General features: G+C 66.3%; 21 protein-coding genes. 8 read left to right on the forward strand and 13 right to left on the reverse strand.

Features of this window, described 5'->3' with window-relative positions; genetic code table 11:
* Positions 1 to 80: 80 nt before the first annotated feature.
* The 3 genes from ABIC25_RS20895 to prpD are packed head-to-tail and all read right to left on the reverse strand — an operon-like array spanning position 81 to position 3,705.
* Positions 81 to 1,232: a bifunctional 2-methylcitrate synthase/citrate synthase gene (locus ABIC25_RS20895; RefSeq protein WP_354562970.1), complete on the reverse strand. Its 1,152-nt coding sequence runs from the start codon at positions 1,230 to 1,232 to the stop codon at positions 81 to 83.
* Positions 1,229 to 2,203 (reverse strand): methylisocitrate lyase, encoded by a 975-nt coding sequence (gene prpB, locus ABIC25_RS20900; RefSeq protein WP_354562971.1) that lies wholly within the window; start codon positions 2,201 to 2,203, stop codon positions 1,229 to 1,231. Before prpB ends, ABIC25_RS20895 begins: the two co-directional genes overlap by 4 nt.
* Positions 2,200 to 3,705 (reverse strand): 2-methylcitrate dehydratase PrpD, encoded by a 1,506-nt coding sequence (gene prpD, locus ABIC25_RS20905; protein WP_354562973.1) that lies wholly within the window; start codon positions 3,703 to 3,705, stop codon positions 2,200 to 2,202. Before prpD ends, prpB begins: the two co-directional genes overlap by 4 nt.
* 154 nt (positions 3,706 to 3,859) lie before the next feature.
* Here prpD and ABIC25_RS20910 point away from each other — a divergent pair, with 154 nt between their 5' ends.
* The 5 genes from ABIC25_RS20910 to fdhD all read left to right on the forward strand — a co-directional run bounded on the left by ABIC25_RS20910 (position 3,860) and on the right by fdhD (position 7,990).
* Complete coding sequence (locus ABIC25_RS20910; RefSeq protein ID WP_004023547.1) at positions 3,860 to 5,287, forward strand: short-chain fatty acyl-CoA regulator family protein; 1,428 nt, start codon at positions 3,860 to 3,862, stop codon at positions 5,285 to 5,287.
* 184 nt (positions 5,288 to 5,471) lie between these two features.
* Positions 5,472 to 5,864, forward strand: a complete 393-nt coding sequence (locus ABIC25_RS20915) for a phage holin family protein (protein ID WP_004023548.1) — start codon at positions 5,472 to 5,474, stop codon at positions 5,862 to 5,864.
* On the forward strand, positions 5,861 to 6,610 hold the full coding sequence (locus ABIC25_RS20920; protein WP_354562975.1) for an SIMPL domain-containing protein: 750 nt from the start codon (positions 5,861 to 5,863) through the stop codon (positions 6,608 to 6,610). Before ABIC25_RS20915 ends, ABIC25_RS20920 begins: the two co-directional genes overlap by 4 nt.
* A gap of 14 nt (positions 6,611 to 6,624) precedes the next feature.
* Positions 6,625 to 7,074, forward strand: coding sequence for a D-aminoacyl-tRNA deacylase (gene dtd / locus ABIC25_RS20925; protein WP_354562976.1), 450 nt, complete (start codon positions 6,625 to 6,627; stop codon positions 7,072 to 7,074).
* A gap of 40 nt (positions 7,075 to 7,114) precedes the next feature.
* On the forward strand, positions 7,115 to 7,990 hold the full coding sequence (gene fdhD / locus ABIC25_RS20930) for a formate dehydrogenase accessory sulfurtransferase FdhD (RefSeq protein ID WP_239399400.1): 876 nt from the start codon (positions 7,115 to 7,117) through the stop codon (positions 7,988 to 7,990).
* Here the strand turns inward: fdhD and ABIC25_RS20935 are convergent.
* The 6 genes from ABIC25_RS20935 to ABIC25_RS20960 form a co-directional block, all read right to left on the reverse strand.
* The gene (locus ABIC25_RS20935) at positions 7,959 to 9,092 is read right to left on the reverse strand and encodes an ABC transporter ATP-binding protein (protein ID WP_354562978.1); all 1,134 of its coding nucleotides are present in this window, start codon (positions 9,090 to 9,092) and stop codon (positions 7,959 to 7,961) included. The two genes, fdhD and ABIC25_RS20935, sit on opposite strands and share 32 nt — an antisense overlap.
* A 52-nt stretch (positions 9,093 to 9,144) precedes the next feature.
* Positions 9,145 to 10,452 (reverse strand): ABC transporter substrate-binding protein, encoded by a 1,308-nt coding sequence (locus ABIC25_RS20940; protein WP_004023553.1) that lies wholly within the window; start codon positions 10,450 to 10,452, stop codon positions 9,145 to 9,147.
* 104 nt (positions 10,453 to 10,556) lie between these two features.
* Positions 10,557 to 11,393 carry a carbohydrate ABC transporter permease gene (locus tag ABIC25_RS20945; protein ID WP_033205164.1) on the reverse strand — a complete coding sequence of 279 codons (837 nt, stop codon included), beginning with the start codon at positions 11,391 to 11,393 and terminating at the stop codon, positions 10,557 to 10,559.
* A gap of 113 nt (positions 11,394 to 11,506) precedes the next feature.
* Positions 11,507 to 12,421 carry a carbohydrate ABC transporter permease gene (locus tag ABIC25_RS20950; RefSeq protein WP_004023555.1) on the reverse strand — a complete coding sequence of 305 codons (915 nt, stop codon included), beginning with the start codon at positions 12,419 to 12,421 and terminating at the stop codon, positions 11,507 to 11,509.
* Positions 12,422 to 12,518: 97 nt separating this feature from the next.
* Complete coding sequence (locus tag ABIC25_RS20955; RefSeq protein ID WP_354562980.1) at positions 12,519 to 14,609, reverse strand: bifunctional lysylphosphatidylglycerol flippase/synthetase MprF; 2,091 nt, start codon at positions 14,607 to 14,609, stop codon at positions 12,519 to 12,521.
* Between the two features lie 52 nt (positions 14,610 to 14,661).
* Positions 14,662 to 15,690 (reverse strand): hypothetical protein, encoded by a 1,029-nt coding sequence (locus ABIC25_RS20960; protein WP_354562982.1) that lies wholly within the window; start codon positions 15,688 to 15,690, stop codon positions 14,662 to 14,664.
* 218 nt (positions 15,691 to 15,908) lie between these two features.
* On the opposite strand from ABIC25_RS20960, the gene ABIC25_RS20965 reads away from it, so the two are divergent.
* Positions 15,909 to 17,546: an HNH endonuclease signature motif containing protein gene (locus tag ABIC25_RS20965; protein WP_354562984.1), complete on the forward strand. Its 1,638-nt coding sequence runs from the start codon at positions 15,909 to 15,911 to the stop codon at positions 17,544 to 17,546.
* A gap of 134 nt (positions 17,547 to 17,680) precedes the next feature.
* Here the strand turns inward: ABIC25_RS20965 and ABIC25_RS20970 are convergent, their stop codons facing one another.
* A complete protein-coding gene (locus ABIC25_RS20970) occupies positions 17,681 to 18,334 on the reverse strand; it encodes a TetR/AcrR family transcriptional regulator (protein WP_354562986.1) in 654 nt (217 codons plus the stop codon).
* 89 nt (positions 18,335 to 18,423) lie between these two features.
* On the opposite strand from ABIC25_RS20970, the gene ABIC25_RS20975 reads away from it, so the two are divergent.
* Positions 18,424 to 19,059: a hypothetical protein gene (locus ABIC25_RS20975; protein ID WP_354562987.1), complete on the forward strand. Its 636-nt coding sequence runs from the start codon at positions 18,424 to 18,426 to the stop codon at positions 19,057 to 19,059.
* Between the two features lie 34 nt (positions 19,060 to 19,093).
* The gene (locus ABIC25_RS20980; protein ID WP_354562988.1) at positions 19,094 to 20,587 is read left to right on the forward strand and encodes an alpha/beta hydrolase; all 1,494 of its coding nucleotides are present in this window, start codon (positions 19,094 to 19,096) and stop codon (positions 20,585 to 20,587) included.
* A 43-nt stretch (positions 20,588 to 20,630) separates the two neighbouring features.
* Here ABIC25_RS20980 and map read toward each other — a convergent pair whose 3' ends face one another.
* Genes map through secY form a run of 3 tightly spaced genes read right to left on the reverse strand, consistent with a single transcriptional unit; the run spans position 20,631 to position 23,352 of the window.
* Complete coding sequence (gene map / locus ABIC25_RS20985) at positions 20,631 to 21,434, reverse strand: type I methionyl aminopeptidase (RefSeq protein ID WP_354562990.1); 804 nt, start codon at positions 21,432 to 21,434, stop codon at positions 20,631 to 20,633.
* A gap of 38 nt (positions 21,435 to 21,472) precedes the next feature.
* Positions 21,473 to 22,027: an adenylate kinase gene (locus tag ABIC25_RS20990; RefSeq protein WP_004023564.1), complete on the reverse strand. Its 555-nt coding sequence runs from the start codon at positions 22,025 to 22,027 to the stop codon at positions 21,473 to 21,475.
* Complete coding sequence (secY, locus tag ABIC25_RS20995) at positions 22,024 to 23,352, reverse strand: preprotein translocase subunit SecY (protein WP_004023565.1); 1,329 nt, start codon at positions 23,350 to 23,352, stop codon at positions 22,024 to 22,026. Before secY ends, ABIC25_RS20990 begins: the two co-directional genes overlap by 4 nt.
* Between the last annotated feature and the right edge of the window lie 291 nt (positions 23,353 to 23,643).

Raw genomic sequence — 23,643 nt, forward strand, 5'->3', positions numbered from 1 at the left:
GCCGCGGTGGTGTCAGGCCGCGGTGGTTGTCAGGCCGCGGTGGTTGTCAGGCCGCGGTGGTTGTCAGGCCGCGGTGGTTGTCAGGCCGAGGTCAGCGACCGTTGGGGCAAGCCCGAGTACTGACTGAGCGGACGTATCAAGGCGTTGGAGGCGACTTGTTCCATGATGTGGGCGGTCCAACCGGTGATCCGGCTCATCACGAAGATCGGCGTGAACGAGGCGATGTCGAAGCCCATGAGGTAATACGCAGGGCCGGTGGGGAAATCGAGGTTGGGTTTGATCCCGGTCCGCGCGTCCATGACTGCTTCGAGTTCGGTGTAGATCTCACACCATTTGGTCTCGCCGAGATGATCAGCGACGTCGAGGAAGGCCTTCTTCATGGTCGGCACGCGCGAGTCACCGTTCTTGTAGACGCGGTGGCCGAATCCCATGACCTTCTCTCTGGCGTCGAGTTTGGCGGTGAGCCATTGCGCGGCACGGTCGGGGCGGTCGATGTCGATCATGTCGTACATGACCGCTTCGTTCGCCCCGCCGTGCAGTGACCCCTTCAATGCCCCGATCGCGGCGGTGACCGCGCTGTAGATGTCGGACTGTGTCGAAGTGACCACGCGGGCGGCGAAGGTCGACGCGTTGAAACTGTGCTCGGCGTAAAGCACCATCGACTTCTCGAAAGCCCGGACGATCACGGGATCGGGAACTTCACCGAAGCACATACTCAGAAAGTTCTCGGCGTAGCCCAGTCCGTGGTGCGGGGCGATGGGATCCTGACCGCGCCGGCGGCGCATGTCCGCTGCGACGATGGTCGGCAGGACCGCGAACATCCGTAGCGACTTGTCGTAGTTGGCCTCCGGGGTGCTGAGTTCCTCGTCGGGATCCTCGGTGCCCAGGAAGCTGATGGCCGTCCGCACGACATCCATCGGGTGGCAGTTCTCCGGGATCCGCTGCAGGACAGACTGAGTCGTTCGATCCAGGCGCCGACTGGCGCGCTCACGCTGCATGAACAGCGCGAGCTGCCCGTCGGTGGGCAGTTCGCCATGCCAGAGCAGGTAGGCGACCTGCTCGAACGAGCGGTGTTCGGCGAGATCCTGCACGGCGTAACCGCGATAGGTCAGCGAGTTGGTCTCGGGCACGACCTTGGAGATGGCGGTGGTGTCGACGACGACGCCGGCGAGCCCTTTGTAGATGGTGGGGGTCTCGACCGCGTTCGCGGCGCCCGCTTCGGCTGTGGTCATTGCGGTGCTCCCTCGATGGTGAAGTTGAACAGGTCGGAGTCGAAGTCGTTGTAGTCCTCATACCGGAGCAGTTCGTACAGCCTGCTGCGGTGCTGCATCTCGTCGAGCAACCCGGATTGCGTTCCCTGCGTGAGGATGTCACGCAGTCCGCGTTCCACCGCACCCATGGCGATACGCAACGTGGTCACCGGATAGATGACGGCGTTGTAGCCGACACCCGCCAACTGTTCAGCGGTCAGCAGATCGGACTTTCCGAACTCGGTCATGTTGGCCAGCAGCGGCACGTCGACGGCCTTGCGGAACTGCTCGAACTCGCCGAGGTCGCGCAGGGCCTCGGTGAAGATGAGGTCGGCGCCGGCGTCGGCGTAGGCCTTGACCCGGTCGATGGCGGCGTCGAGCCCTTCGATCGCGCGGGCATCGGTGCGCGCGCAGACGACGAAGTCGCTGTCGCGGCGGGCGGCGACCGCCGCGCCGAGTCGCTTGACCATGTCACCGACGGGTACGACGTCCTTGCCGTCGAGGTGGCCGCAGCGCTTGGGATTCACTTGATCTTCGAGGTGACACCCCGCGAGCCCGGCGTCTTCGAGTGTCGCGACGGTCCGGGCGGCGCTCATCGGTTCACCGAAACCGGTGTCGGCGTCGATGAGGGTGGGTATCTCGGTCGCGCGGGCGATGGATCCGCCCCGGGTGGCGACCTCGGTGAGTGTGGTGAGCCCGATGTCGGGCAGTCCCAGGTCGGCCGAGAGCACCGCACCGGACACGTAGACACCCTCGAAACCGACCTCTGCAATCAGTTTCGCCACGAGTGGTGAGAATGCTCCCGGCCAACGCTGGAGGGTCCCGGAACCGAGACCCGCCCGCAGGGCCTGCCGCTTCGCCGATGCGGAGGTGCTCGACGAGAACAGACCCGAGACCGAGGAGGTGGAGGCCGACGAGGTGGACGAGGTGGACGGTGAGGCGGTCGAGGTCATGAGAAGATGCCTTTCCCGGTCTGGGGGGCCTTGTCCAGGATGGCCGGCAGGACAGGCGTGTTCAGCACCGAGAGGCCACCGGCGGCGAGTGTCTCGAGCTTCTCGACGTCGCCTAGGAACCGGTCCTGTTCGGCGATGTCGATGACGCCCTCTGCCATCGAGCGGAACTTGGCAATGTACTGATCGCGACCGAACGGACGTGCGCCGAGCGGATGGGCATCGGCGACGGCGAGTTCGTCGGTGATGACCTCGCCGTTGCGCAGCGTGATGACCGCCTTGGCACCGAATGCCTTCTCGTTCGGGTCGGCCGAGTGGTACCGGCGGGTCCATTCGGAGTCCTCGACAGTGGAGATCTTCTTCCACAGCGCGATGGTGTCGGGCCGGTTGGCCCGCTCCGGTGCGTAGGACTTCTCGTGATCCCAGGTGCCGTCCTGCAGCGCGACCGCGAAGATGTACATCACCGAGTGGTCGAGGGTCTCGCGACTCGCGGTCGGGTCGAACTTCTGCGGGTCGCCGGACCCGGTCCCGATGACGACGTGGGTGTGATGGCTCGTGTGCAAAACGATCGACTCGATGTCGTCGAAGTCGGTGACCTTCTCGCGCATCCGACGGGCGAGGTCGATCGGCGCCTGGCTCTGGTACTCCGCGGAATGCTCCTTGGTGTAGGTGTCCAGGATCGCCCGCTTCGGCTCACCCGGCCCGGGCAGCGGGATCGTGTACTCGGCTTCGGGGCCGCTCAGCAGCCAGGCGATGACCCCGTCCTCGCCTTCCCAGATCGGGGCCGGGGCGCCCTCACCGCGCATCGCGCGGTCGACCGCCTCGACCGCGATCTTGCCGGCGTGCGCCGGCGCGTAGGCCTTCCAGCTGGAGATCAGACCCTTGCGCGACTGGCGGGTGGCCGTGGTCAGATGCAGCGCCTGCCCGATCGACTGGTAGATGGTCTCCGCGTCCAGGTTCAGCATCGTGCCCAAACCGGCGGCCACCGACGGCCCCAAGTGGGCAACGTGGTCGATCTTGTGCTCGTGCAGACACATTCCACGAACGAGGTCGACCTGGACCTCATAGGCGGTGGCGAGACCACGGATCAGGTCGTGACCGCCGGCCCCGACATGCTGACCGACCGCGACCAGCGCCGGGATGTTGTCGCCGGGATGGGAGTACTCCGCGGCGAGGAAGGTGTCGTGAAAGTCGAGCTCACGCACGGCGACTCCGTTGGCCCACGCGGCCCACTCCGGCGAGAAGCTGCCCTCGATTCCGAACACCGTCGCACCCGGCGCGCAGGGATGAGCCTGTGCCTGCCGACGGGCGGAGGTGACCGGACGACGGATGACCGAGGCGGCGCTCACGGCAGCGTTGTCGATGATGCGGTTGATGATCATCTCGCGGGTGTCAGCGGGCACCTCGACCGGATCGACCGCGATGTCGGCGATCTTTTGAGCAAGGTGCTCAGACTGCGGAAAATCCTCGGAGCTGCGGCGGGTGCGAACGTGGTGAGTGATCATGTTCGCACCGTACGCATTGCCGCGTATCCGTGAAAAGACCTGGCAGATGCGTATTCTTGCGGATGCGATCAGCCGGTCTTGCGAACGTTGTGGATGTCCTACGCGCTATGCTGACGTCGTGGTGAGAGCAACGGGCGGAACCTCCGGTCGACGAATGTTCGTGGGTGCGCGCCTCCGTCGGCTCCGCGACGAACGAGGGCTGTCGCAGGCTGCGCTGGCCCGGCGAATCGACCTGTCGACCAGCTACGTCAACCAACTCGAGAACGATCAGCGACCGCTCACGGTGCCTGTGCTACTGACGTTGTCGCGCGAATTCGACCTCGACGCCGACTATTTCGCCCCGGACGGGGACGCCCGGCTGGTTGCCGACCTCGCCGATGTCCTGGCCGCCCAGCCCGACGTCCCCGACATCAGCCGCGCGGAGATCGCCGAACTCGTCGCGCGCATGCCGGCGGTCGGCACGACGCTTGTGAACCTGCATCGCCGCCTGACCGCGGCCGCCGGCGAAGTGGAGAACTACCGGGCGCAGGTGTCCGGCGACGCGGCCCGTCCGGCGTCGACCCCGATGCCCTTCGAGGAGGTCCGCGATTTCTTTTACGACCGTCGCAATCACATCGACGTTCTCGACCTGGCCGCCGAGCGGATCTTCACCGAAAACGGCCTCTCGATAGGCGGTCTCGATCTCCAGCTTGCCGAGGTCCTCGCCGACGACCACGGTATCCGCGTGGCCATCGCGCATGATCCCGATCCGACAGCGCGCGCCCATACGCCCAAGCGACGGTTCGATCCCGCCGACCGCACCGTGCACCTCGCCGGACGATTGACCGCGGGACAACGCGCGTTCCAGTTGGCGACCCAGTTGGCCATGGTCACCCAATCGGAGGTGATCGACGAGATCCTCGCCGACGCCGATGATCTCAGCGACGAAGCCGTCCCGGTTGCCCGTATCGGGCTGGCCAACTATTTCGCCGGAGCACTACTACTCCCCTACGAGGTCTTCCGGCGGGCCGCCGCCACCGCCCACTACGACATCGAAGTGCTCAGCCTCGGTTTCGAAGTCGGTTTCGAGACCATCTGCCATCGCCTGTCGACCCTGCAGCGCCCGGGCAGTCGCGGAATCCCGTTCATCTTCGTGCGCGTCGACCGAGCGGGGAACATCTCGAAACGTCAGTCCGCCACCGCGTTCCACTTCTCTCGGGTCGGCGGGAGCTGCCCGCTCTGGGTCGTACACGACGCGTTCGCCACACCGGGACGGGTCGTCACCCAGGTCTCGTCCATGCCCGATGGGCGCTCGTACTTCTGGCTCGCCCGCACCACCGTAGAACCCGGCGGATACCTCAGCCCCCACAAGAGCTTTTCGATCGGACTCGGTTGCGACGTCGCGCACGCCGAGCGCCTCGTCTACTCCACCGGAGTGGATCTCACCGATACCCGTACCGTCGTACCGATAGGCGCCGGGTGCAAGGTCTGTGACCGTCCGGCGTGTTCCCAGCGCGCATTCCCCCAACTCGGTCGGCCCATCCATGTCGATCCCGAGGTCAGCGACTCGGTCCCCTACCGTCCCCGCCCGACTCCCGACTAGCATTTCCACCACGCGAGTACGGAAATCAGGCTCGTGAGGTCACCCGATCGCGCGCAGCAGCGACGAATGCCCGGACGATCTCTCCGAGGACGGCTCCTAGCTGTGGCACCAACTGTTGGAACGAGGTCGAGCCGCGAGCAGTCCCTGACCCCGAGAGTGGCCCCGAACTGGCAGACTGTCGCCCATGCTTGCCTTCCTCGTCCGGACCGTGCTCACCGCGGTGGCGCTGTGGGTCGCGACGCTGATCGTTCCCGGCATCGACTTCGTGGGCGGTTCGACGACCGCCGAGAAGATCGGCATCGCGCTGGTCGTCGCCGTGATCTTCGGTGTCCTCAACGCGATCATCAAGCCCATCGTGCAGATCATCGCCATCCCCTTCTACATCCTCACGCTCGGGTTGATCCACATCGTCATCAACGCGGCGATGCTCGAACTCACCGCGTGGATCACGCGCAACACGACGCATTGGGGTCTGGAGGTCGATGACTTCTTCTGGTCGGCGATCTTCGGCGCGATCGTCGTGTCGGTCGTCGGCTGGCTGCTCGCCCTGCTGATGCGCGATCCGGCCGACCGATGAACAGCTCGTCTCGCGTCACGACGCGACGCCCCGCCTTCCGGGCGATCTCGGTACTCGCGGCGCTCGCAACCGTGCTCCTGGTGGTGTCGGGGTGCGGCCGCGACACCGGCGATCAGCCCAGGTCGGTGACCGTGGTCGGGACGGGACAGGTGACCGGTACCCCGGACACCCTGCGCGCCGACATCGGAGTGGAGGCCACCGCTCCCGACGTCACGACCGCGCTGAACGAGACGAGCGCCAAGGTCACCGCCGTCACCGACGCCGTCGTCGCCGCCGGGGTGGAACGCAAGGACGTCGCGACACAGCAGGTATCGGTGAACCCGCAGTACACGAACCCCTCCCCCGGCGCGACGAGCGAGGTCGGGGGCTACCTCGCGACCAACACGATCCGGGTCACCATCCGGGACATCGCGAAGGCCTCCGCGGTGCTGAGTGCGGCCGCCACCGCGGGCGGCGACAACACCCGCATCAGCAACGTCTCCTTTGCCATCGACGACGACTCGGATCTCCTCGACCAGGCCCGCGAGGCGGCATTCACCGATGCACGCGGCCGCGCCGAGCAGTACGCGAACCTCGCCGGCGACTCCCTCGGCAAGGTCCTGACCATCACCGAGAGCACGAGTGGTCAGGAGAAGTCCGCGACACCGGGCACCTTCGAACGCGATGTGGCCGCGGCGCCGGTCCCGGTCGAACCCGGGCAGCAGGAACTCACGTTCACCGTGAACGTCACCTTCGCCCTCGACTGAGAGCAGAGACCGACATGCGCGCCGTACTACAACGGGTCAGCAGAGCCAGTGTGAGCGTCGACGGGGAGGTCGTCGGCGCACTCGACATCGCCGACGGCGGCTCGGGGCTCGTCGCACTCGTCGGGGTCACGCACGACGACACCACCGACCACGCCGCCAAGCTCGCCGACAAGATCTGGCGGCTGCGGATCTTCGACGTCGGCGACGGTCCCGAACGGGCCGCCGCCGACCTGGACGCCCCGATCCTCGTCATCAGCCAGTTCACGCTCTATGCCAACACGGCCAAGGGCCGGCGCCCGTCGTGGAATGCCGCCGCTCCCGGACCCGTCGCCGAACCGCTGGTCGAGGCGGTCGTCGACGCGCTACGGACTCTCGGTGCCACCGTGGCCACCGGCCGCTTCGGCGCCCACATGGAGGTCGGTCTCGTCAACGACGGACCCGTCACGCTGATCCTCGACGTCTGAGACGACCGGGTCGTGCGGTCTCACGACTATCGTCGGGGTCGTGGGACGAATAACCGCACGCCGCCGCGTCACCCGCATCCGACGGGATGCCGCCCCGACGCAGCGTGCCGACACCCTCGCAGTGGAGGAGCCGCTCGAGATCCGGGTCCGCGGGACGTCCATCTCGGTGACCATGCGTACGCCCGGCAACGACTTCGAACTCGTGGCCGGCTACCTCGTCTCCGAAGGTGTGATCACGACCGGAGCGGACTATTCGACGGCCCGCTACTGCACGGGCACCGACGCCGACGGGATCAACACCTACAACGTCGTCGACGTCTCACTCGCCGCGCACGTTCCCGCGACAGCGCCCGGACTCGCGCGTGCCATCACCACGACGAGCGCCTGTGGCATCTGCGGCAAGGACAGCATCGAGTCCGTGCACACCGCGTCGGTCCGCGACCCCGGCGCCGACCCGATGACGATCGCCGCGAACGCCGTGCTGGATCTGCCCGATCGGTTGCGCGCCGAACAGACCGTCTTCGACAAGACCGGCGGTCTGCACGCCGCAGCATTGTTCGCCGCGGACGGAACATTGCTGACGGTCCGTGAGGACGTCGGCAGGCACAACGCCGTCGACAAGGTCGTCGGGTGGGCTGTACTCGCCGACCGACTGCCGCTCACCGGCACCGTCCTGCAGGTCTCCGGCCGAGCGAGTTTCGAACTCGTCCAGAAGGCCGCGATGGCCGGCATCCCGATGCTCTGTGCGGTGTCGGCACCGTCCTCGCTGGCCGTCGACGCCGCCGACGACCTCGGCATCACGCTCGTCGGATTCTCACGTGGCGAGTCGATGGTGGTCTACACGCGACCCGACCGGATCACGGCCCCAGTCACCGAACACGCCGTCACCGAACACGCGGCGGTCGCCCCGAATTGAGGTCGTGGCGGCTCGGATCGTCGAGCGCGACCCCGCTGACGGGATCGAACCAATAGGTCTCGTCGACCACCGGCGTCAATCCGAGAACGTCGCCGGCCTCGATGGTCCGCCGATGGTCGACGCGTACGACGACCCGGCTGTTCCGCAGCGACAGGTCCGCGCTGCAGTACACGAACTGCTCGGCACCGAGTTCCTCGACGAGGTCCACCGTCGCGGACAGGGTGCCGGATTGGGGAACCGCGGACACCTGCCAGGACTCGGCGCGCAACCCCACGACCACGTCGCGCGAGGCCAGCGACGCCAGCACCGAGCCCGGGACCCGCACGGTCGCATCGCCGAGTCGGACCGACTCGTTCTCGACCCGGGCGTCGATCAGGCACATCTGCGGCGAGCCCATGAAGGACGCCACGAACAGGTTGGCCGGACGGGAGTAGATCTCCCGCGGCGTCCCGACCTGTTGCAGCACACCGTGATCGAGGACCGCCACCCGGTGTCCCATCGTCATCGCCTCGACCTGGTCGTGCGTCACGTACAGGGTCGTGATGCCGAGTTCGCGCTGCATGGACGCGATCTGGGCGCGCGTACTGACCCGCAACTTCGCGTCGAGATTCGACAGCGGTTCGTCCATACAGAACACCTTGGGACGCCGGACGATCGCCCGTCCCATCGCCACCCGCTGCCGCTGCCCACCCGACAGGTTCGCCGGCTTGCGATCCAGGAGCGCCGTGAGCTCCAGCATCTCGGCCACCTCCGACACACGGCGCGCGGTGTCTTCCTTGCCCATCCCGGCATTGCGCAGCGCAAACCCCATGTTCGCGGCCACCGTCATGTTCGGATAGAGCGCGTAGTTCTGAAAGACCATCGCGACGTCGCGAGCCTTCGGGGCCACGCCGACGACGTCGGCTCCATCGATGAGGATCGCTCCGGACTCGACCGGTTCCAGGCCCGCGACCATTCGCAGGCTGGTCGACTTGCCGCATCCCGACGGGCCGACCAGCACCATGAACTCACCGTCGGCGACGGCCAGGTCCAGCGAGTCCACGGCCGGCTTCTGGCCGTCCGCGAAGCGTCTCGTCGCACCCTCGTAGGTCACCGACGCCACGCGTCATCCCTCCGCTCGTGCTGTGTGTCAATCGAGTCGACGCTGTGGATCATCACGGGAGTTTCGGCTTGATCTGGGTGTCGTAGATCTGGGCGATCTGCCGCTGCGTGTCGGCAAGGGTCGAGGCGACGTCGGCGTTCTGCAGACCGATCCGCTCGTACCCGGTACCGATGATCTTGTCGCCACCGGGCACGAAGACGCGCGCGTAGTTCTGCGGCTGGGTTCGCGGCAACTGCTCGATGGCGGTCGCGAAGTTCGGGTTCTTCGCCAGGAACGCGACCATCGACGGGTCGTCCTGCGCCGCCTTGCGCACCGGCATGTAACCGACGTTCTGGGAGAAGTACGACGTGTTCTCGGTGTTGGTGATGAACTCGATGAACTTGAGGGCGTTGACCTTCCGGTCGTCGGACAGCTTGGCCGGGATGGCCAGTCCGGCGCCGCCCGTCGGGCACCCCGAAACCCCCTGCGGCGCGGGCAGGAACGCCGTGCCGAACTCGAACGTGGCGTTCTCGGTGATCCCCGACAGGTCGCCGGTCGACGCGATCGTCGATGCGATGATGCCCGCACTGAAATCGCCGGCGATGTCGTTGGAGATCTTCGCGTAGCGCTTGGTGTTGATCGAATCGCTCAGGTACTGCGCGGCGGCGACCGTCTTGGGGTCGGTGAACTTCAGTTCCCAGTCGTTGGAGTAGGCACCGCCGAAGGTCCAGGTCGGGCCCTGGAAGGTCCAGCCGAGGTAGTCGACGGCGTTGCCCCACCCATGAGCGCGCTTGTCGCCACCGACCACGGTCTGGATCCGGGGGCCCCAGTCGTCGAACTCGTCCCAGGTCTGCGGTCCGCGGTCGGGCAGGCCGGCCCGTCGCCACACGTCCTTGTTGTAGTAGAAAAGCGGCGTCGAACGGGCGTACGGCAGCGCCCATGTCTGGTCGTTCCACTTGTAGTCGCCCACAAGCGAATCGACGTAACCGGCGGTGTCGACACCGGCGCGGCCGAAGAGGTCGTCGAGCGGGGCGATCGCACCGATGAGCGCAAAGTTGAACCACCACACGTCGGACAGGATCATGATGTCGGGGACCGCACCGCCCGAGAGGGCCGCGTTGAACTTCTGGGCTGCTTCTTCGTAGTTCTTGCCGGCGTCGACGAGCTGGACGGTGATGCCGGGGTTGGCCGCCTCGAACCGCGAGATCAGTTCGCGTTCCACCTCGACCGACTTGCCCGGGTGGTTCGACCAGAAGGTGAGCTTCGAGGCATCACCCGACGACGAGCCGCCGTCGCCCGAGCCGGCGCAGGCCGTGACCAGGGCTCCGGCCGCCGCGGTCGCCGATGCGGCCAGGAAGCCGCGGCGGGACATGTTGATCATTGTCGTCTCCTGTCAATCGTTCTCGTGCGAAGGCGTTCTCGTGCGAAGGCGTCTCGTGCGAAGGCATGGTGCGTGAGGCATCGGCGGGTGCGGGCAGTGCGCGGTCAACCCTTGACCGCCCCGGACGTCAGGCCCTTGATCATGTGTCGCTGCAACGCCAGGAAGATGGCGAGCATGGGCAGCATCGTGAGCACGGTGGCCGCCATGACCGGACCCCAGTTGGTCAGCCCGTCGCTGTTCTGCAGTTGGGTGAGTCCGACGGGCAGGGTGGCGACGGTGTAATCGTCGGCCATGAGGAACGGCCAGAGATACTCGTTCCACTCGTTGACCAGTGTGATCGTCGCGAACGCGACCATCGTCGGGATCGACAGCGGCAGGACGACGCGGGTGAGAAGTCGGAAGTGCCCGGCCCCATCCATCCGTGCGGCCTCGATGATCTCGGGTGGCAGCGAGAGGAAGTGGTTGCGCATCAAGAAGGTTCCGAAGGCGACGCCCGCGAGCGGGAGGATGATGCCGATGAAGGTGTTGCGGAAGCCGAGTTGGGCGACGAGTGCGTAGTTCGTGATGACCGTGATCTGGTTCGGGACCATCAGCGCCGCGATGATGACGACGAACACCACGTTCTTTCCCGGAAACCGCAGGAACACCAGGCCGTAGGCACTGAGCACGCCCAGCACGAACTTCGACGCGCCGAGGATTCCGGTCACGATGACCGAGTTGCGCAGAAAGGTCCAGAAGGGCACCGACGTCGTGGCCTCGGAGTAGTTCTCGGGACGCCACGTCGACGGCCACCAGACGGCCGGCTGCACGTAGATCTCGGAGCGATCTTTCAGCGAGGCCAACAGAATCCAGATCAGGGGCAGGGCGATGATCACCAACACCACCGCCATCGCGGCGTACCCGCACGCGTCGGCGAGCCGTCGACGTGTGACCGGCGACATCCGCGGGACGTCGGGATGCACCGGCCTCGTGGCCGACGATGTCGGAGTCGATGGCTTTCCGGTGCGCTTCTGTGCGGCATCGGCTTTCACAACCGAACCGGCGGTGACAGGCCTCATCGGGCACCTCGATCCATCATGCGGACCTGGACGACGGTGATGACCAGGAGAACGACGAACATGACCGTTGCGACCGTGGCGCCGTAACCGGCCCGGAAGTTGACGAAGCTCTCCTCGTACACCTGGTAGACCATCGTCGTGGTGCCGTTGCCCAGCGGCCCGCCGCGGGTCATCACGTTGATGATGTCGAACACCTGTAACGAGTTGAGCAGCACGGTGATCGACAGGAAGAAGGTGGTCGGACGCAACTGCGGGAGCAACACCTTGCGGAAGTACGTCCACCATCCGGCACCGTCGATCGCCGCCGCCTCGTCGAGATCGGAACGCTTGCCCTGCAGGGCCGCCAGGTAGATCACGAACGTGTACCCGAGGTTCTTCCAGATGTAGGTCACCGTGATCATGAACAACGCCCAGTGCGGTTGCTGGTAGAAGTCCGGCGCGGTACCGAGTCCCAGACGCCCCATCACGTCGTTGATCAGACCGAAGCTGGGGTCGAAGACGAACTGGAAGGCGATCCCCACGGCCGCGCCGGACAGCACGAACGGCGCGAAGGCCGTCGACCGCACCAGGTTGCGGCCGCGCAACTTACGGTCGAGCAGCAGGGCCAGACCCAACCCCGCGATCATGCTGCCCGCGACGGCGGCCACGGTGAAGATGACCGTGTTCGACACGATCACCCGCGTATCGGCACGGGTGAACCACTCGATGTAGTTGTCCAGACCGATGAACGTGGCCCCGGACTGGGCGATATTCCAGTCGTAGAACGACATCCGCACGTTCTCGACAAGCGGGCGATACGTGAAGACCGCGAGGAGGATCAGGTTGGGCGCAACGAGCAACAGGAACAACCCGTAGCTCCGCCAGGGGCGTCTGCCGGTGGCGGGCAGGACATGTTCGTCGACCGATGGCACTGGCGAAGTTTCGCCGTAGGAAACGACCGGATGGTGAACTCAGGCAGCGTCTCCGGTGAACGGTGCCTTCACAGCCGCGAACAGCATGTCGGACCGTTCAGCCTTCCCCTCGTGACGCCGCCAGCCGGACCAGCTGGCCCGTGGTGGCGTCGGGGAGGTATGCCCTCGACACGGCCACACCGATACGCGGAAGGTCGGATTCGTCCCGGAACGCGAGGTACACCGGCTCGTACCGGGGGTTGAACTTCTTCTTGAACGTGTGCAACGACCGGAATCCGTAGTACGGCTCCAGGGCCGCCCCCAGGGTGTCGAGGAGTTTGTCCAGCGGTTCCGCGTCCGACTCATCCGTGCGTGCCAGCGGCGCTCCCGACAGTGAGATGAACTGCGCTCCCTCGTCTTTGAAAGCCACCGCCGACGATGCGATGAGATATTCGACGACCGGCCCGAACCCGTCGGTCCGTCGTCTCATGATGTCGAGCGTCCACCCCGCGACGTCGCCGCCGGGTGCGTACACGGGCAGCCATGACAACACCCCGTGCACATTGCCTGCGGGGTCGACCGCGAGCGCGACCCGCACGGCGGGGTCCATCGCCTCCTCGACACTGCCGAGGGTGAAGCCCATCTCGGGCAACCCCTTGTCCCCCACCCATTCCTCCGAGATCGCCCGCACCTGTGTCCGGACGGCGAACGACTCGTCGGCGAGGGTGACCATCCGCAACGAGATGTCCTGTTTCGCCGCCTTGTTCATCGCTGATCGCACGTGCTGCCACGGTTTGCCCTTGAACTCCAGTCCCGGCAGGTCGACGATCGTGTCCTCGGCGATCTGCACACTGAGCCACCCGCGTTCGGTGACGATGTCAGAGGTGGCCGACCCGATCGAGAACCAACACGGCGTGCTACCCGAACTCTCGGCGAGGTCGACGAAGGCCCCGACCGCGTCTCGCAACCGCTCGGGCGCACAGACCGGATCCGCCAGCGCCAGCATCGTTCCGACGTGCTTGCGGTAGGTCACGACGGCCTGAGCGCCGAGGTCGCCCTCCGGACCCGTGAACTGATAGCTGTTGCCGGGCCACGTGGTCATCCACGACATCGTGCCGCCGCCGTGGGTGCGCAACAGTTCTCGGACCCGTTCCACCGGGTCGTCGTCGTCCCCGACAGTGCCCACCTGCCGCACCCGCCAGGGCACCGCGAATGCGAACCGCCCCGGGATGAGGATGGCCAGCACGAGCACCCAGAGAAGCGTGGTACCCAGGGTGACGGCACCCTCGGTCGACACGTCGGTGAAGATGACGAGGAACACCGCGAGCACGGTCACGATGACGTTCAATGCGCCGATGACCACGGCGACCCACCATGCCCACCGTTTGCCACGGCGCAGCTGATCGGCGATCAGAACGTTGACGGCCAGGCCGATCAGCATCGTGAACACCGAGTCGTCGCCGGAGTCGGTCGGACCGAGCGGCCCGCTGCCCGGGAACAGGAAGACCAAGAGGTTCGCGCCGGCGATGATCAGGAGCGCGGCGCACCCCAACATCCTGACCTCGCGACGCGTGCGCGGAACCCAGCCGCGCTCGTTGGTGGCGAAGAACTTCTCGCCGACGATCAGCATGACGACCGCCGCGAGGACGTACTGGACCGAGGCCAGGGTTCCCTGGAACAGGAACGCGACCGAGACGATCGCCCCCAGCAGCACGCGGACGCGCAGCCGCCATGGCGAACGGACGGTCGCCGAGGCCACCGCCACCGCCGACACCACCAGCGCTCCGACGCCGGTGCCCCGCGAGTCCGCCAGTTGTTCGGCCCATCGCCACGACGTGACCTCCGACGACAGCAGCCACAGCAGCACGACGGTCAGCAGGCACGAGATCAGGTGACCGCCGACGCCTACCAGAACAGCTCTCACGGTACCCAATTGCCATTCGGCCCAGCCCATTCCGACGACAACGGCCACAAGTGCCAGCAGGTAGAGCCAGGGTCCGGGTTCGATGAACGCGGACGTCACCGGCGTCCACCACCGCCCCTCCCGAAGGGCGGGCAACCCGAACGCGACGTCGCGGTACCACGACTTGTCCGAGGCCCGGCCCCACAGCGATCCGGTCGTCGCACCGACGACCACCAGAGCGACCGCGAGGGCGATGGTGAACGGAAGCCGGCGCACCACGGTGAGCCAGGACACGTCAGAATGCATGGTCAACGGTACGACGACCCGGCCGCGCCCACACGGTCATCGAGACGATCACTCAACCGGCGGGCGACGCACACCAACGTTCGTCCTCACGGAACCAGAGCACCGGCACGTCGTCGATGCGCATCGCATCAGGGTCGAGCCACCACGTGACGTCCGGACCCCAGCCGGCCAACACCGTCGCGCCGTCCCGCGTCGCGAGTGGAATCTCGATCCCGGCGCTGCTGAGGTAGCCGTTGACGCTCACGTGCACCGCGTCGTGGTCATCCGCGACTGCTTCCCAGTCGGGCATGAACCAGCGCCGGTGCCGGCCAGTGGTGTTGTACCAGTCCCACTTCCTCGAGGCGGTCACCTCCAGCGGGTATCGGTCGACGAGCCGGGCCCAGTCACCGGGCGCTCCGATCTCGTACACGCGCGCGCGTTCGGCGACGGACACCGCCCACACCCGGGCCTCGTCCCCGATCGACGTGTCCTCCTCGGCGATGAGCTGCACTGCGCCGAGGCCCGGGCGAGCACGCGTCGTCTGCGCCGTCCCAGCGGCGTATGGGGTCGACCACCACTCACCGGAGAGAGCGCGATGCGGATGTCGTTGGTACTCCTGCCGGCAGCGCTTCTCGCTGGAGTCGATGTGGGCACGCCACTCATCCCACCGAACACCGTCGCTGCGATACGGCAGCGTCGACTCCGGGAACGCCTCGTTTCCGAACGGATAGGCGATCATGCGCTGGAGCTCCGGGTCGATCGGGTCGTCCCACCACGCGCAGGCCGGATGCCGGGATACGGATTCCGCGATAACCGTGAGCAGCGTGACGACCTCACTTGCGGCGTAGAGGATGTCCTCCTTGTCGGGAGGCTGCCAGTATCGGGCGAAGTCCACCGCGTAGCCGAGTGCGCCCAGGAACTCCGATTCATCCGCCGCAACGAGGCCTTCGATGTCGACGCTCCGAATCGCGGACTGAACTTCGATCAGTGTCCGAGGGCGACGATACTGATCGACTCGGTCGCCCGTGGCGTTGCGGAATGCCAAGTTCGCGCAGAGGAATCGACCGCGCGGCGTAGCCAGGATCCGTTGCGCTCGGGTCATCTCGCCGACGGTATCGGTGACCGAAGCCGAACGCCATGGGATTACTGCTCGCGGCCTACCGATCACCGAGATGATGCACTCCGCGCCGCGGCGCGAACCGCATACCATCCCCTACCGACAACCGACCATCACCCAGGCGAACACGAAACTCGTTGCACAACACCAGAATAGACGGTACAGTAGAACTCACATTCGACTCACCACGGGGGGTGACGGTCATGTTCGATTCCCAGCAGGTCGTAGACACCGACGAGCGGTCCCCTCGTGCGGTGGAATTGGTGGCCGACCTCCACCACATCCTGGACGAACTGCAGACCGTGGACCTGTCGCCGTGCACCGATACCGAACTCACCGACGTCGCAGCAGACACCGAACGTGCCATCGCACGCCTGACCGTCGCGGGTGACCGGCAGATCGATCAAGTCGAAGCCCGTGACCTCCCCCGCAAGGCCGGCTGCCGAACCCTCATGCAGTTCATGACCCATCGGCTGCGAGTCTCGAACCCGCTGCGTCGCCGTAAGCAGATGGACGCCACCGCCACCCGCACCAGCCTCGGCGGTGAAATCTTGGAGCCCGAACACCCTTGCCTGGCTGAGGCATTCGCGCGAGGCGCCGTCGGCACCGCACACGTCCAAGCCGCCCTCGACGTCCTCGACCGCATCCCGAACGCTGTCGACCACGACGTGAAAGTCGCTGCGGAACGGCAGATGGCCGAGATCGCCGAAGCCCACACCCCCGCCGACATCACCCAATTGGGCGCGCGCTTGTTGGCTCATCTCGACCCGGACGGCACCCTGTCCGACGACACCGACCAGAAACGACGCCGCGGCGTGTGGATCGGGCGGCAACGCGCCGACGGCACCGCCACCATCTCCGGCACCCTCAGTCCTGAACTGAATGCCCGACTGACGATGATGTTCGCCGTCTGGGGCACACCCGGACTCAACAACCCCGACGACCCCGCCTCACCCAGCGGACCCGCCGGCACCGCCGACCCCGACGCCCTCGCGCTCGCAGCCGATCGTGACGGCCGCACCCTCGCCCAGACGAATCACGATGCGCTCGACGCCGCCCTGGCTGCGGGTTTCGCCGACGGCACGCTCGGAACCTCGCATCGCGGGCTGCCCGTGCAATTGATCATCAAAGTCGACCTGAATGATCTGATCCGTGAAGCCGGGCTCGCCACCACCGCCACCGGCACCCTGCTGCCCATCCCCGACCTGATCGCGATGGCCGGCGAGGTTCAGCCGTGGCTCGCGATCTTCAAAGATCACACCACCGTTCCCCTGCACTTCGGACGCGGCAAACGCCTCGCGACCCGCGAACAACGCCTAGTGTCCTTCGCCCGCCCCGACGGTGAGGTGTGCTCGGCTCCCGGATGCGACCAACCCGCCACCCACGTCGACATGCATCACGCCCAGAAAGACTGGGCCAAAGGTGGTCTCACCAACATCGACGACCTCGCACCCGCCTGCCCCCGACACAACCGCATGGTCGGCGACCAACCCGGCCAGTACACCACCCGAATCGAACGGTCCGGACCCGACGAAGGCCGCTGCCTCTGGCGGTTGAACCCCGAACCCGGCGCACCACCCAACCCCGAACACATCAACCGCCGGCCCGACATACCCCGGCGGTTCGCACACCACCTGAACACAGTGCGCACCGAGATCCACGGACCGACCACCCGGCCCGGCGACCAAGCACGCCCGTACGGCCACACCCACGACGACGCGCGGCGCTCATGGTCGACGATCAGCCACGTCATCGACGTCCGACCACCCCGACCCAGCCTACGACAGCTTCACCCCTCCCTCATCGAAGCACACCTCATGGAGCTCCTCGCACGTAACTGACTGCGCTGCAACGCAAGAGGACTCGTCGAGGCTCGTCGGCCTCGACGCGCTCCTTCGTCGCTTGCTCGGCCTGGCGGCCACCGCTCCTCACACCCAGGGAGCGGAGGGGGCCGCTTGACGCTCCGCGCAAGTCGCTAGTCACCGGACTTCACGACCGCGTCGACGGCCAGGTACAGAATGGCGTTCTCCCGCTCGAGGATCGACATGTCTGCGGGCAGCGCTCGTTCGATCGACACCCCGCTGACGACGGCGTTCAGAAAACTCGCCTGTTGGGACACATCACCGTCGACCAGCGCCCCCTCTTCGTCCAGGACCGTCAGCCAATGTTCCATCCGGCGCACCCCTTCCGCCGCCATCGCCAGGTACGCCGAACGTGTCTCGTCCGTGGGCTCGGGAACGATGAACGCGTCGAAGACCTTGATCCAGGCTTTCCGCGCCTCATCTCCCGCACTCGGGGCAAGCACCTTCCGCAGACACTGCACCAACCGATCCCGCGCCGGCACCGACCGGTCATGGATCACGTCGTCGTCCGAGGTCGCCACATCGTAGATCGTGCGCAGAACCGCATCACGCAGAGCACGCTGCGTGGGGAAATGATGCCGCAACGACCCCATGCTCACCCCCGCACGCGATGCCACCGCTCGCACACTCAGCGACGACGCCGGATCCTCACCGACCATCTCGCACGCCGCGATCAGCACCTTCGCCCGGGAGTCCAGTTCTGACTTCTGCGCCACCGTCACCTCTCTCGCCCGCGGGTTCTCGAGTGACCACGCACCCTCGGTCAACGAACACACTGTACTAGCACAGTGTGCTAGCGTGTGATCACTACCGAAATAGTACAGCGTGCTAGTGCCATGAACAGGAGTGATACGCCGTGTTCCACCAGTGGATGCAACAACGCACCGCACAACGGATGACCCCCGGCGACGGCCGGCCCCTGCAGCGGTTCCGGTGGTGGCAGTTGCCCGGGCGCGCGCTGTTCCACCTCCAGCTCGACACGAACTACGCGGTGGACGTCCGGCACTGGCAGAACCAGAGCTCCGGCGAGGTGACGGCCGACCTGTACCGCGCCGGCGAGCAGATCGCGGTGTCGACACTGCCGGCCGCGTTCCCCGTCGACGGCGGCACGATCCAGGTGGCGATGAGCGGGTCCGGCATCAAGCGATGCCACTACGTCGCCGACGACGGGCGTGAACGGCAACTGAGTCCGGACCCGGCCTCGGCTGAGGGGCGTCGCGCTCGACTTGCGCAGAACCACCCACTCACCAGCCGATTGATCGCCACCTCCTCGGCGGTCTTGCTGATCGTCGGGGTCGCACTCCTCATCCTGCAGGTCGCCGAACCCATCTCCCGGATCCCGCCGATCGCGGAATCCATCGGATCGATCACATCCCCGGTCCAACTGCCGGTCTGGCTCAACGTGGCCCTCGGCGTCGGTGCGGCGGCCGCCGGGCTGGAGCGCGCGCTCCGACTCCGATATCACTGGCTGCTCGACACAGCCGGGACCTGACCTCACACGCCGAACGGAATGGAAAACGAACACAATGAGAACCAGACTCATCTCCTCGATCGCGGTGACCGGTCTTCTCGTCACCGGCTGCTCGATGACATCCACTCCCGATCCCCCGCTCGATCGCGCGCAACCCGCGAGCCAGACGGAGCTCCGGTGGTCGCCCTGCCCCACCGGCGTCGAGGACCCTGACGCCGGCCCACCGCAATTGCGCTGCGCCACAGTCCAGGTGCCGCTGGACTACGACGATCCCGACGGCGAACAGATCGACTTGACCATCTCGCGCCTGGCGGCGAGCAATCCCGACACACGACGCGGCTCGCTCATGCTCAATCCCGGCGGTCCCGGCGGCAGCGGCCTGGATCAGCCGGTCTTCCTGACGCAGCGGGGGATTCCCCGAGAACTGCTCGACACCTATGACCTCATCGGCATCGACACGAGGGGAATCGGCCATTCGTCGCCGATCAGTTGCGGTTTCACTCCCGACATCGAGTACTACGGGGCCGTCCCTCCATACGCGTACGACGACGCGGCATTCGCCGAACAAGCGACAACAGCCGAGGCGGTAGCGACCCGGTGCGCCGCCAACGACGACGGCCGCATGCGACACATGACGACGGCGAACATGGCGCGCGACCTGGACCGGATCCGCGCCGCACTCGGCGAGGAGAAGGGCAACTTCCTCGGATACTCCTACGGCACAGCGCTGGGCGCCGCGTACGCATCGATGTTCCCGACTGCGACCGACCGAATCGTGTTGGACAGCAACATCGGTGACACCCACCTCGACCGGGACGGGATGCGTCGGTACGCACGCGGCATGGAGGACACGTTCCCCGACTTCGCACGGTGGGCAGCGGCGCGGGACGCCCGGTACGGCCTCGGGAACACGCCCGAGGCGGTGCGCGACACGTACTTCGCCATCGCGGACAAACTCGATCGCGCCCCGGTCGACGGGATCGACGGTCGCACGTTCCGGCTGGGCATGTTCGTCGCACTCTACAACCCCGCTTCGTACGACGCGACAGCGCAGAACTGGATCGCCATGCGGGACCGTGCACCCAACGACACTCCGCCGGCCATCAGCGCGGCCGCTGCCGAGACGGACAACAGCTGGTCGGTGTTTCTGGCGGTGACGTGCAACGACGTCGAATGGCCGAGTGAGCCCACGGTGTACGAGAAGGCCATCGAGGAAGACCGGCAACAGTACCCGCTGTTCGGTGCCGCGGCAGCAAACATCATGCCGTGCGCCTACTGGCAGATCGACCGGACCGCGCAACCGGTGGCTGTCGAGGACGAAGGACCGACCAACGTGCTTGTGGCACAGCATCAGCGCGATCCGGTGACTCCACACGTCAACGGCGAGCGGATCAACGAGAAGTTCGGCGACCGCTCCCTGCTGCTGAGCGTCGACGGCAGCGGGCACGGCGTCTTCGCACTGGGCACGAACGCGTGCGCCCAGGACGTCGTCACCGACTATCTGGTCGATGGCAACATGCCGGAGCAGGACGTGACCTGTCCCGCGTAGGCACGCGCCTGACCGGCCGGCACCCGAGGCGGTAAGCGGTCGGTCAGGCTCCCGCGGGACGCGGCGTGAGGATACGCGGCCCGTCGGCGGTGACCGCCACAGTGTGTTCCCAATGGGCCGAACGTGATCCGTCGTCGGTGACAACGGTCCAATTGTCGTCGAGAACCGAGGTGTCCTCGGTACCGAGCGTCAGCATCGGCTCGATGGCCAGAGTAGAGCCGATCACGAGGGTTGGTCCCTTGCCGGGCTCACCCTCGTTCGCGAGGAACGGCTCCATGTGCATCTCGCGGCCGATCCCGTGGCCACCGTAGCCGTCGACGATGCCGAACGGGCGACCGAACGTCTTCTCCGCGGCGCGGGTGCCGAGCTCGATCGCGTGCGAGATGTCGGTGAGGCGCGCACCGTCGACCATGGCGGCGATCCCCGCCTCCATCGACAACCGCGTCGCCTCGGACAATTCCGCGTCGGCGTTCGACAACTCACCGACCCCGAAGGTCCAGGCCGAGTCGCCGTGCCAACCGTCGAGAATCGCGCCGCAGTCGATGGACACGAGATCGCCCTCGGCGAGAACGACATCGGCCGATGGGATTCCGTGGACCACCACCTCGTTCACCGAGCTGCAGATGGACCCGGGAAAACCGTGGTAGCCCTTGAACGACGGCACCGCGCCGGCTCCGCGGATGACGGACTCGGCGACCTCGTCGAGGTCGAGGGTGCTGACCCCGGGCCGTGCCGCGTCGCGCACCGCCACCAGCGCAGACCCGACGATCGCGCCGGCGGCGGCCATGGCGTCGAGTTCGCCCGCGCTGCGGAACGGCACGACGCGCTTGCGCTTACGAAAACCCATGCGTTACAGCGTTTCCCGGGTTGTCAGGTTGCGCCGTGTCAGGAGACGCCGGCGCCGAGGGCGCTCAGGACGCGCTGATGAACGCCCTGGATGTCACCGACCGCATCGATGGTCTTGACCTGGTCGCCGTAGTAGGCGAGCAGCGGCGCGGTCTCCCTGGTGTAGACGTCCATCCGGTTGCGGATGACCTCTTCGGTGTCGTCGGCGCGGCCACGAGCCAGCATGCGCTCCACGACCACATCGGTGTCGACGACGAACGAGAGCACCGCATCGAGCGAGGCGTCGAGGTTCGCCAGGATGTCGTTGAGTGCGTCGGCCTGCTCGGTCGAACGCGGGAAGCCGTCGAGGATGAAACCCTTCGACGCGTCCGGCTCACCGACGCGGGCGCGGACCATGTCCACGGTGATCTCGGACGGGACGAGATTGCCGGCGTCGAGGTACTTCTTGGCCTCGACACCCACGGCGGTGCCCTGAGAGATGTTGGCGCGGAAGAGGTCGCCGGTCGAGATGTGGGGGATCCCGAGTGCTTCGCTCAAGAGTTCCGCCTGGGTGCCTTTGCCTGCTCCGGGCGGGCCGAGAATGACAAGTCTCACTTCAGGAATCCTTCGTACTTGCGTTGCATCAACTGACTGTTGATCTGCTTCATCGTGTCCAGACCCACGCCGACCATGATCAGCACGGCCGTACCACCGAACGGCAGGTTCTGGACGTTGCCGCTGTTGCCGATCTCGAGGAACAGATTCGGGAGTACCGCGATGATACCGAGATAGATCGAGCCGGGCAGAGTGATGCGACTGAGAACATACCCGAGGTACTCGGCGGTCGGCGCGCCCGGACGGATGCCCGGGATGAACCCACCGTACTTCTTCATCTCGTCGGCCCGTTCCTCCGGATTGAACGTCACCGCCACGTAGAAGTACGTGAAGAAGATGATCATCAGGAAGTACACGGCGATGTAGACGCCGTTGCTGGGATCGGTCAGATACCTGGTGACGTACTCCTGCCACGTCGATTGCGTCCCATCGGGATTGCGCGTGAGCTCGACGATCAGCTGCGGCAGGTACAACAGCGATGAGGCGAAGATCACCGGGATGACGCCGGCCTGGTTGACCTTCAGCGGTAGGTAGGTCGACGATCCGCCGTACATCTTGCGGCCGACCATGCGCTTGGCGTACTGGACCGGGATGCGTCGCTGGCCCTGCTCGATGAACACGACGCCGGCGACGATGATCAGTGCGGCGACACACACCAGGGCGAAGACGAGTCCACCGCGGCTGTTCAGGATGGTGCGACCCTCGGCCGGGATACGGGCGGCGATACCGGCGAAGATGAGCAGCGACATGCCGTTGCCGATGCCGCGTTCGGTGATGAGCTCGCCGAACCACATGACGACACAGGCGCCGGCGGTCATGACGAGCACGATGATCGAGAGACCGAAGATGCTCGAATCGTTGAGGACCTCGCCGCTGGTCGCACAGGACTGCGGGAGGAGCTGGCCGCGATCGGCCAGGGCCACGATGCCGGTCGACTGCAACAGTGCCAGTGCGACAGCCAGATAGCGCGTGTACTGCGTCATCTTGGCCTGCCCGGCCTGACCCTCCTTGCGAAGCTGCTCGAACCGCGGGATGACCACGGTGAGCAGCTGCACGATGATGGCCGCGGTGATGTACGGCATGATGCCGATCGCGAACACCGACAGCTGGAGCAGCGCTCCACCGGAGAACAGGTTGATCAGGGAGTAGACCGAACTCGACTCACCCGACGAGACCTCGTCGAGACACGCCCGCACGGCCTGATAGTCGACGCCCGGCGACGGGACCGTCGCGCCCAGCCGATACAGGATGATGATGCCGAGAACGAAGAGGATCTTCTTCCTCAGGTCCGGCGTCCGAATGGCCGCGAAGAGGGGGGAAAGCACTAACTCCTCCTAGGAACGACCACGCGAGGCGTACGTCCCGGGTCGAGGCGACCCGGTCCCCGTGTGCTCGGCAATCGACGATGATCTTTCGGGATGCGGCGATCTTGGTGTGTCCGGCAGGACAACGTCTGAGACTCTAACAGTCACACCGAAACGCCCCGGTCGGGGGGGGGGGGGGGGGGCCCCCCCCCCCCCGGGGGGGGGGGGGGGGGGGGGGGGGGGGGACCTGTTTTGGCGCGGCCCCCCACCAAAACCCCCCCCCCCCCCAAAATAAGTGACTGGCGCGGCCAC

It is taken from the genome of Gordonia sp. PvP123 (genome assembly GCF_040547295.1).
Classification (GTDB): Bacteria; Actinomycetota; Actinomycetes; order Mycobacteriales; family Mycobacteriaceae; genus Gordonia; species Gordonia terrae.

What these genes read in the sequence shown, in the direction of transcription:
- dtd (WP_354562976.1), top strand. Translation starts at nt 6,625, where the DNA reads ATGCGCGCCGTACTACAACGGGTCAGCAGAGCCAGTGTGAGCGTCGAC.
- ABIC25_RS20965 (WP_354562984.1), top strand. Translation starts at nt 15,909, where the DNA reads ATGTTCGATTCCCAGCAGGTCGTAGACACCGACGAGCGGTCCCCTCGT.
- ABIC25_RS20960 (WP_354562982.1), bottom strand. Translation starts at nt 15,690, where the DNA reads ATGACCCGAGCGCAACGGATCCTGGCTACGCCGCGCGGTCGATTCCTC.
- ABIC25_RS20955 (WP_354562980.1), bottom strand. Translation starts at nt 14,609, where the DNA reads ATGCATTCTGACGTGTCCTGGCTCACCGTGGTGCGCCGGCTTCCGTTC.
- ABIC25_RS20945 (WP_033205164.1), bottom strand. Translation starts at nt 11,393, where the DNA reads ATGTCGCCGGTCACACGTCGACGGCTCGCCGACGCGTGCGGGTACGCC.
- prpB (WP_354562971.1), bottom strand. Translation starts at nt 2,203, where the DNA reads ATGACCTCGACCGCCTCACCGTCCACCTCGTCCACCTCGTCGGCCTCC.
- prpD (WP_354562973.1), bottom strand. Translation starts at nt 3,705, where the DNA reads ATGATCACTCACCACGTTCGCACCCGCCGCAGCTCCGAGGATTTTCCG.
- ABIC25_RS20895 (WP_354562970.1), bottom strand. Translation starts at nt 1,232, where the DNA reads ATGACCACAGCCGAAGCGGGCGCCGCGAACGCGGTCGAGACCCCCACC.
- ABIC25_RS20915 (WP_004023548.1), top strand. Translation starts at nt 5,472, where the DNA reads ATGCTTGCCTTCCTCGTCCGGACCGTGCTCACCGCGGTGGCGCTGTGG.
- ABIC25_RS20940 (WP_004023553.1), bottom strand. Translation starts at nt 10,452, where the DNA reads ATGATCAACATGTCCCGCCGCGGCTTCCTGGCCGCATCGGCGACCGCG.
- ABIC25_RS20920 (WP_354562975.1), top strand. Translation starts at nt 5,861, where the DNA reads ATGAACAGCTCGTCTCGCGTCACGACGCGACGCCCCGCCTTCCGGGCG.
- map (WP_354562990.1), bottom strand. Translation starts at nt 21,434, where the DNA reads ATGGGTTTTCGTAAGCGCAAGCGCGTCGTGCCGTTCCGCAGCGCGGGC.
- ABIC25_RS20910 (WP_004023547.1), top strand. Translation starts at nt 3,860, where the DNA reads ATGTTCGTGGGTGCGCGCCTCCGTCGGCTCCGCGACGAACGAGGGCTG.
- ABIC25_RS20980 (WP_354562988.1), top strand. Translation starts at nt 19,094, where the DNA reads ATGAGAACCAGACTCATCTCCTCGATCGCGGTGACCGGTCTTCTCGTC.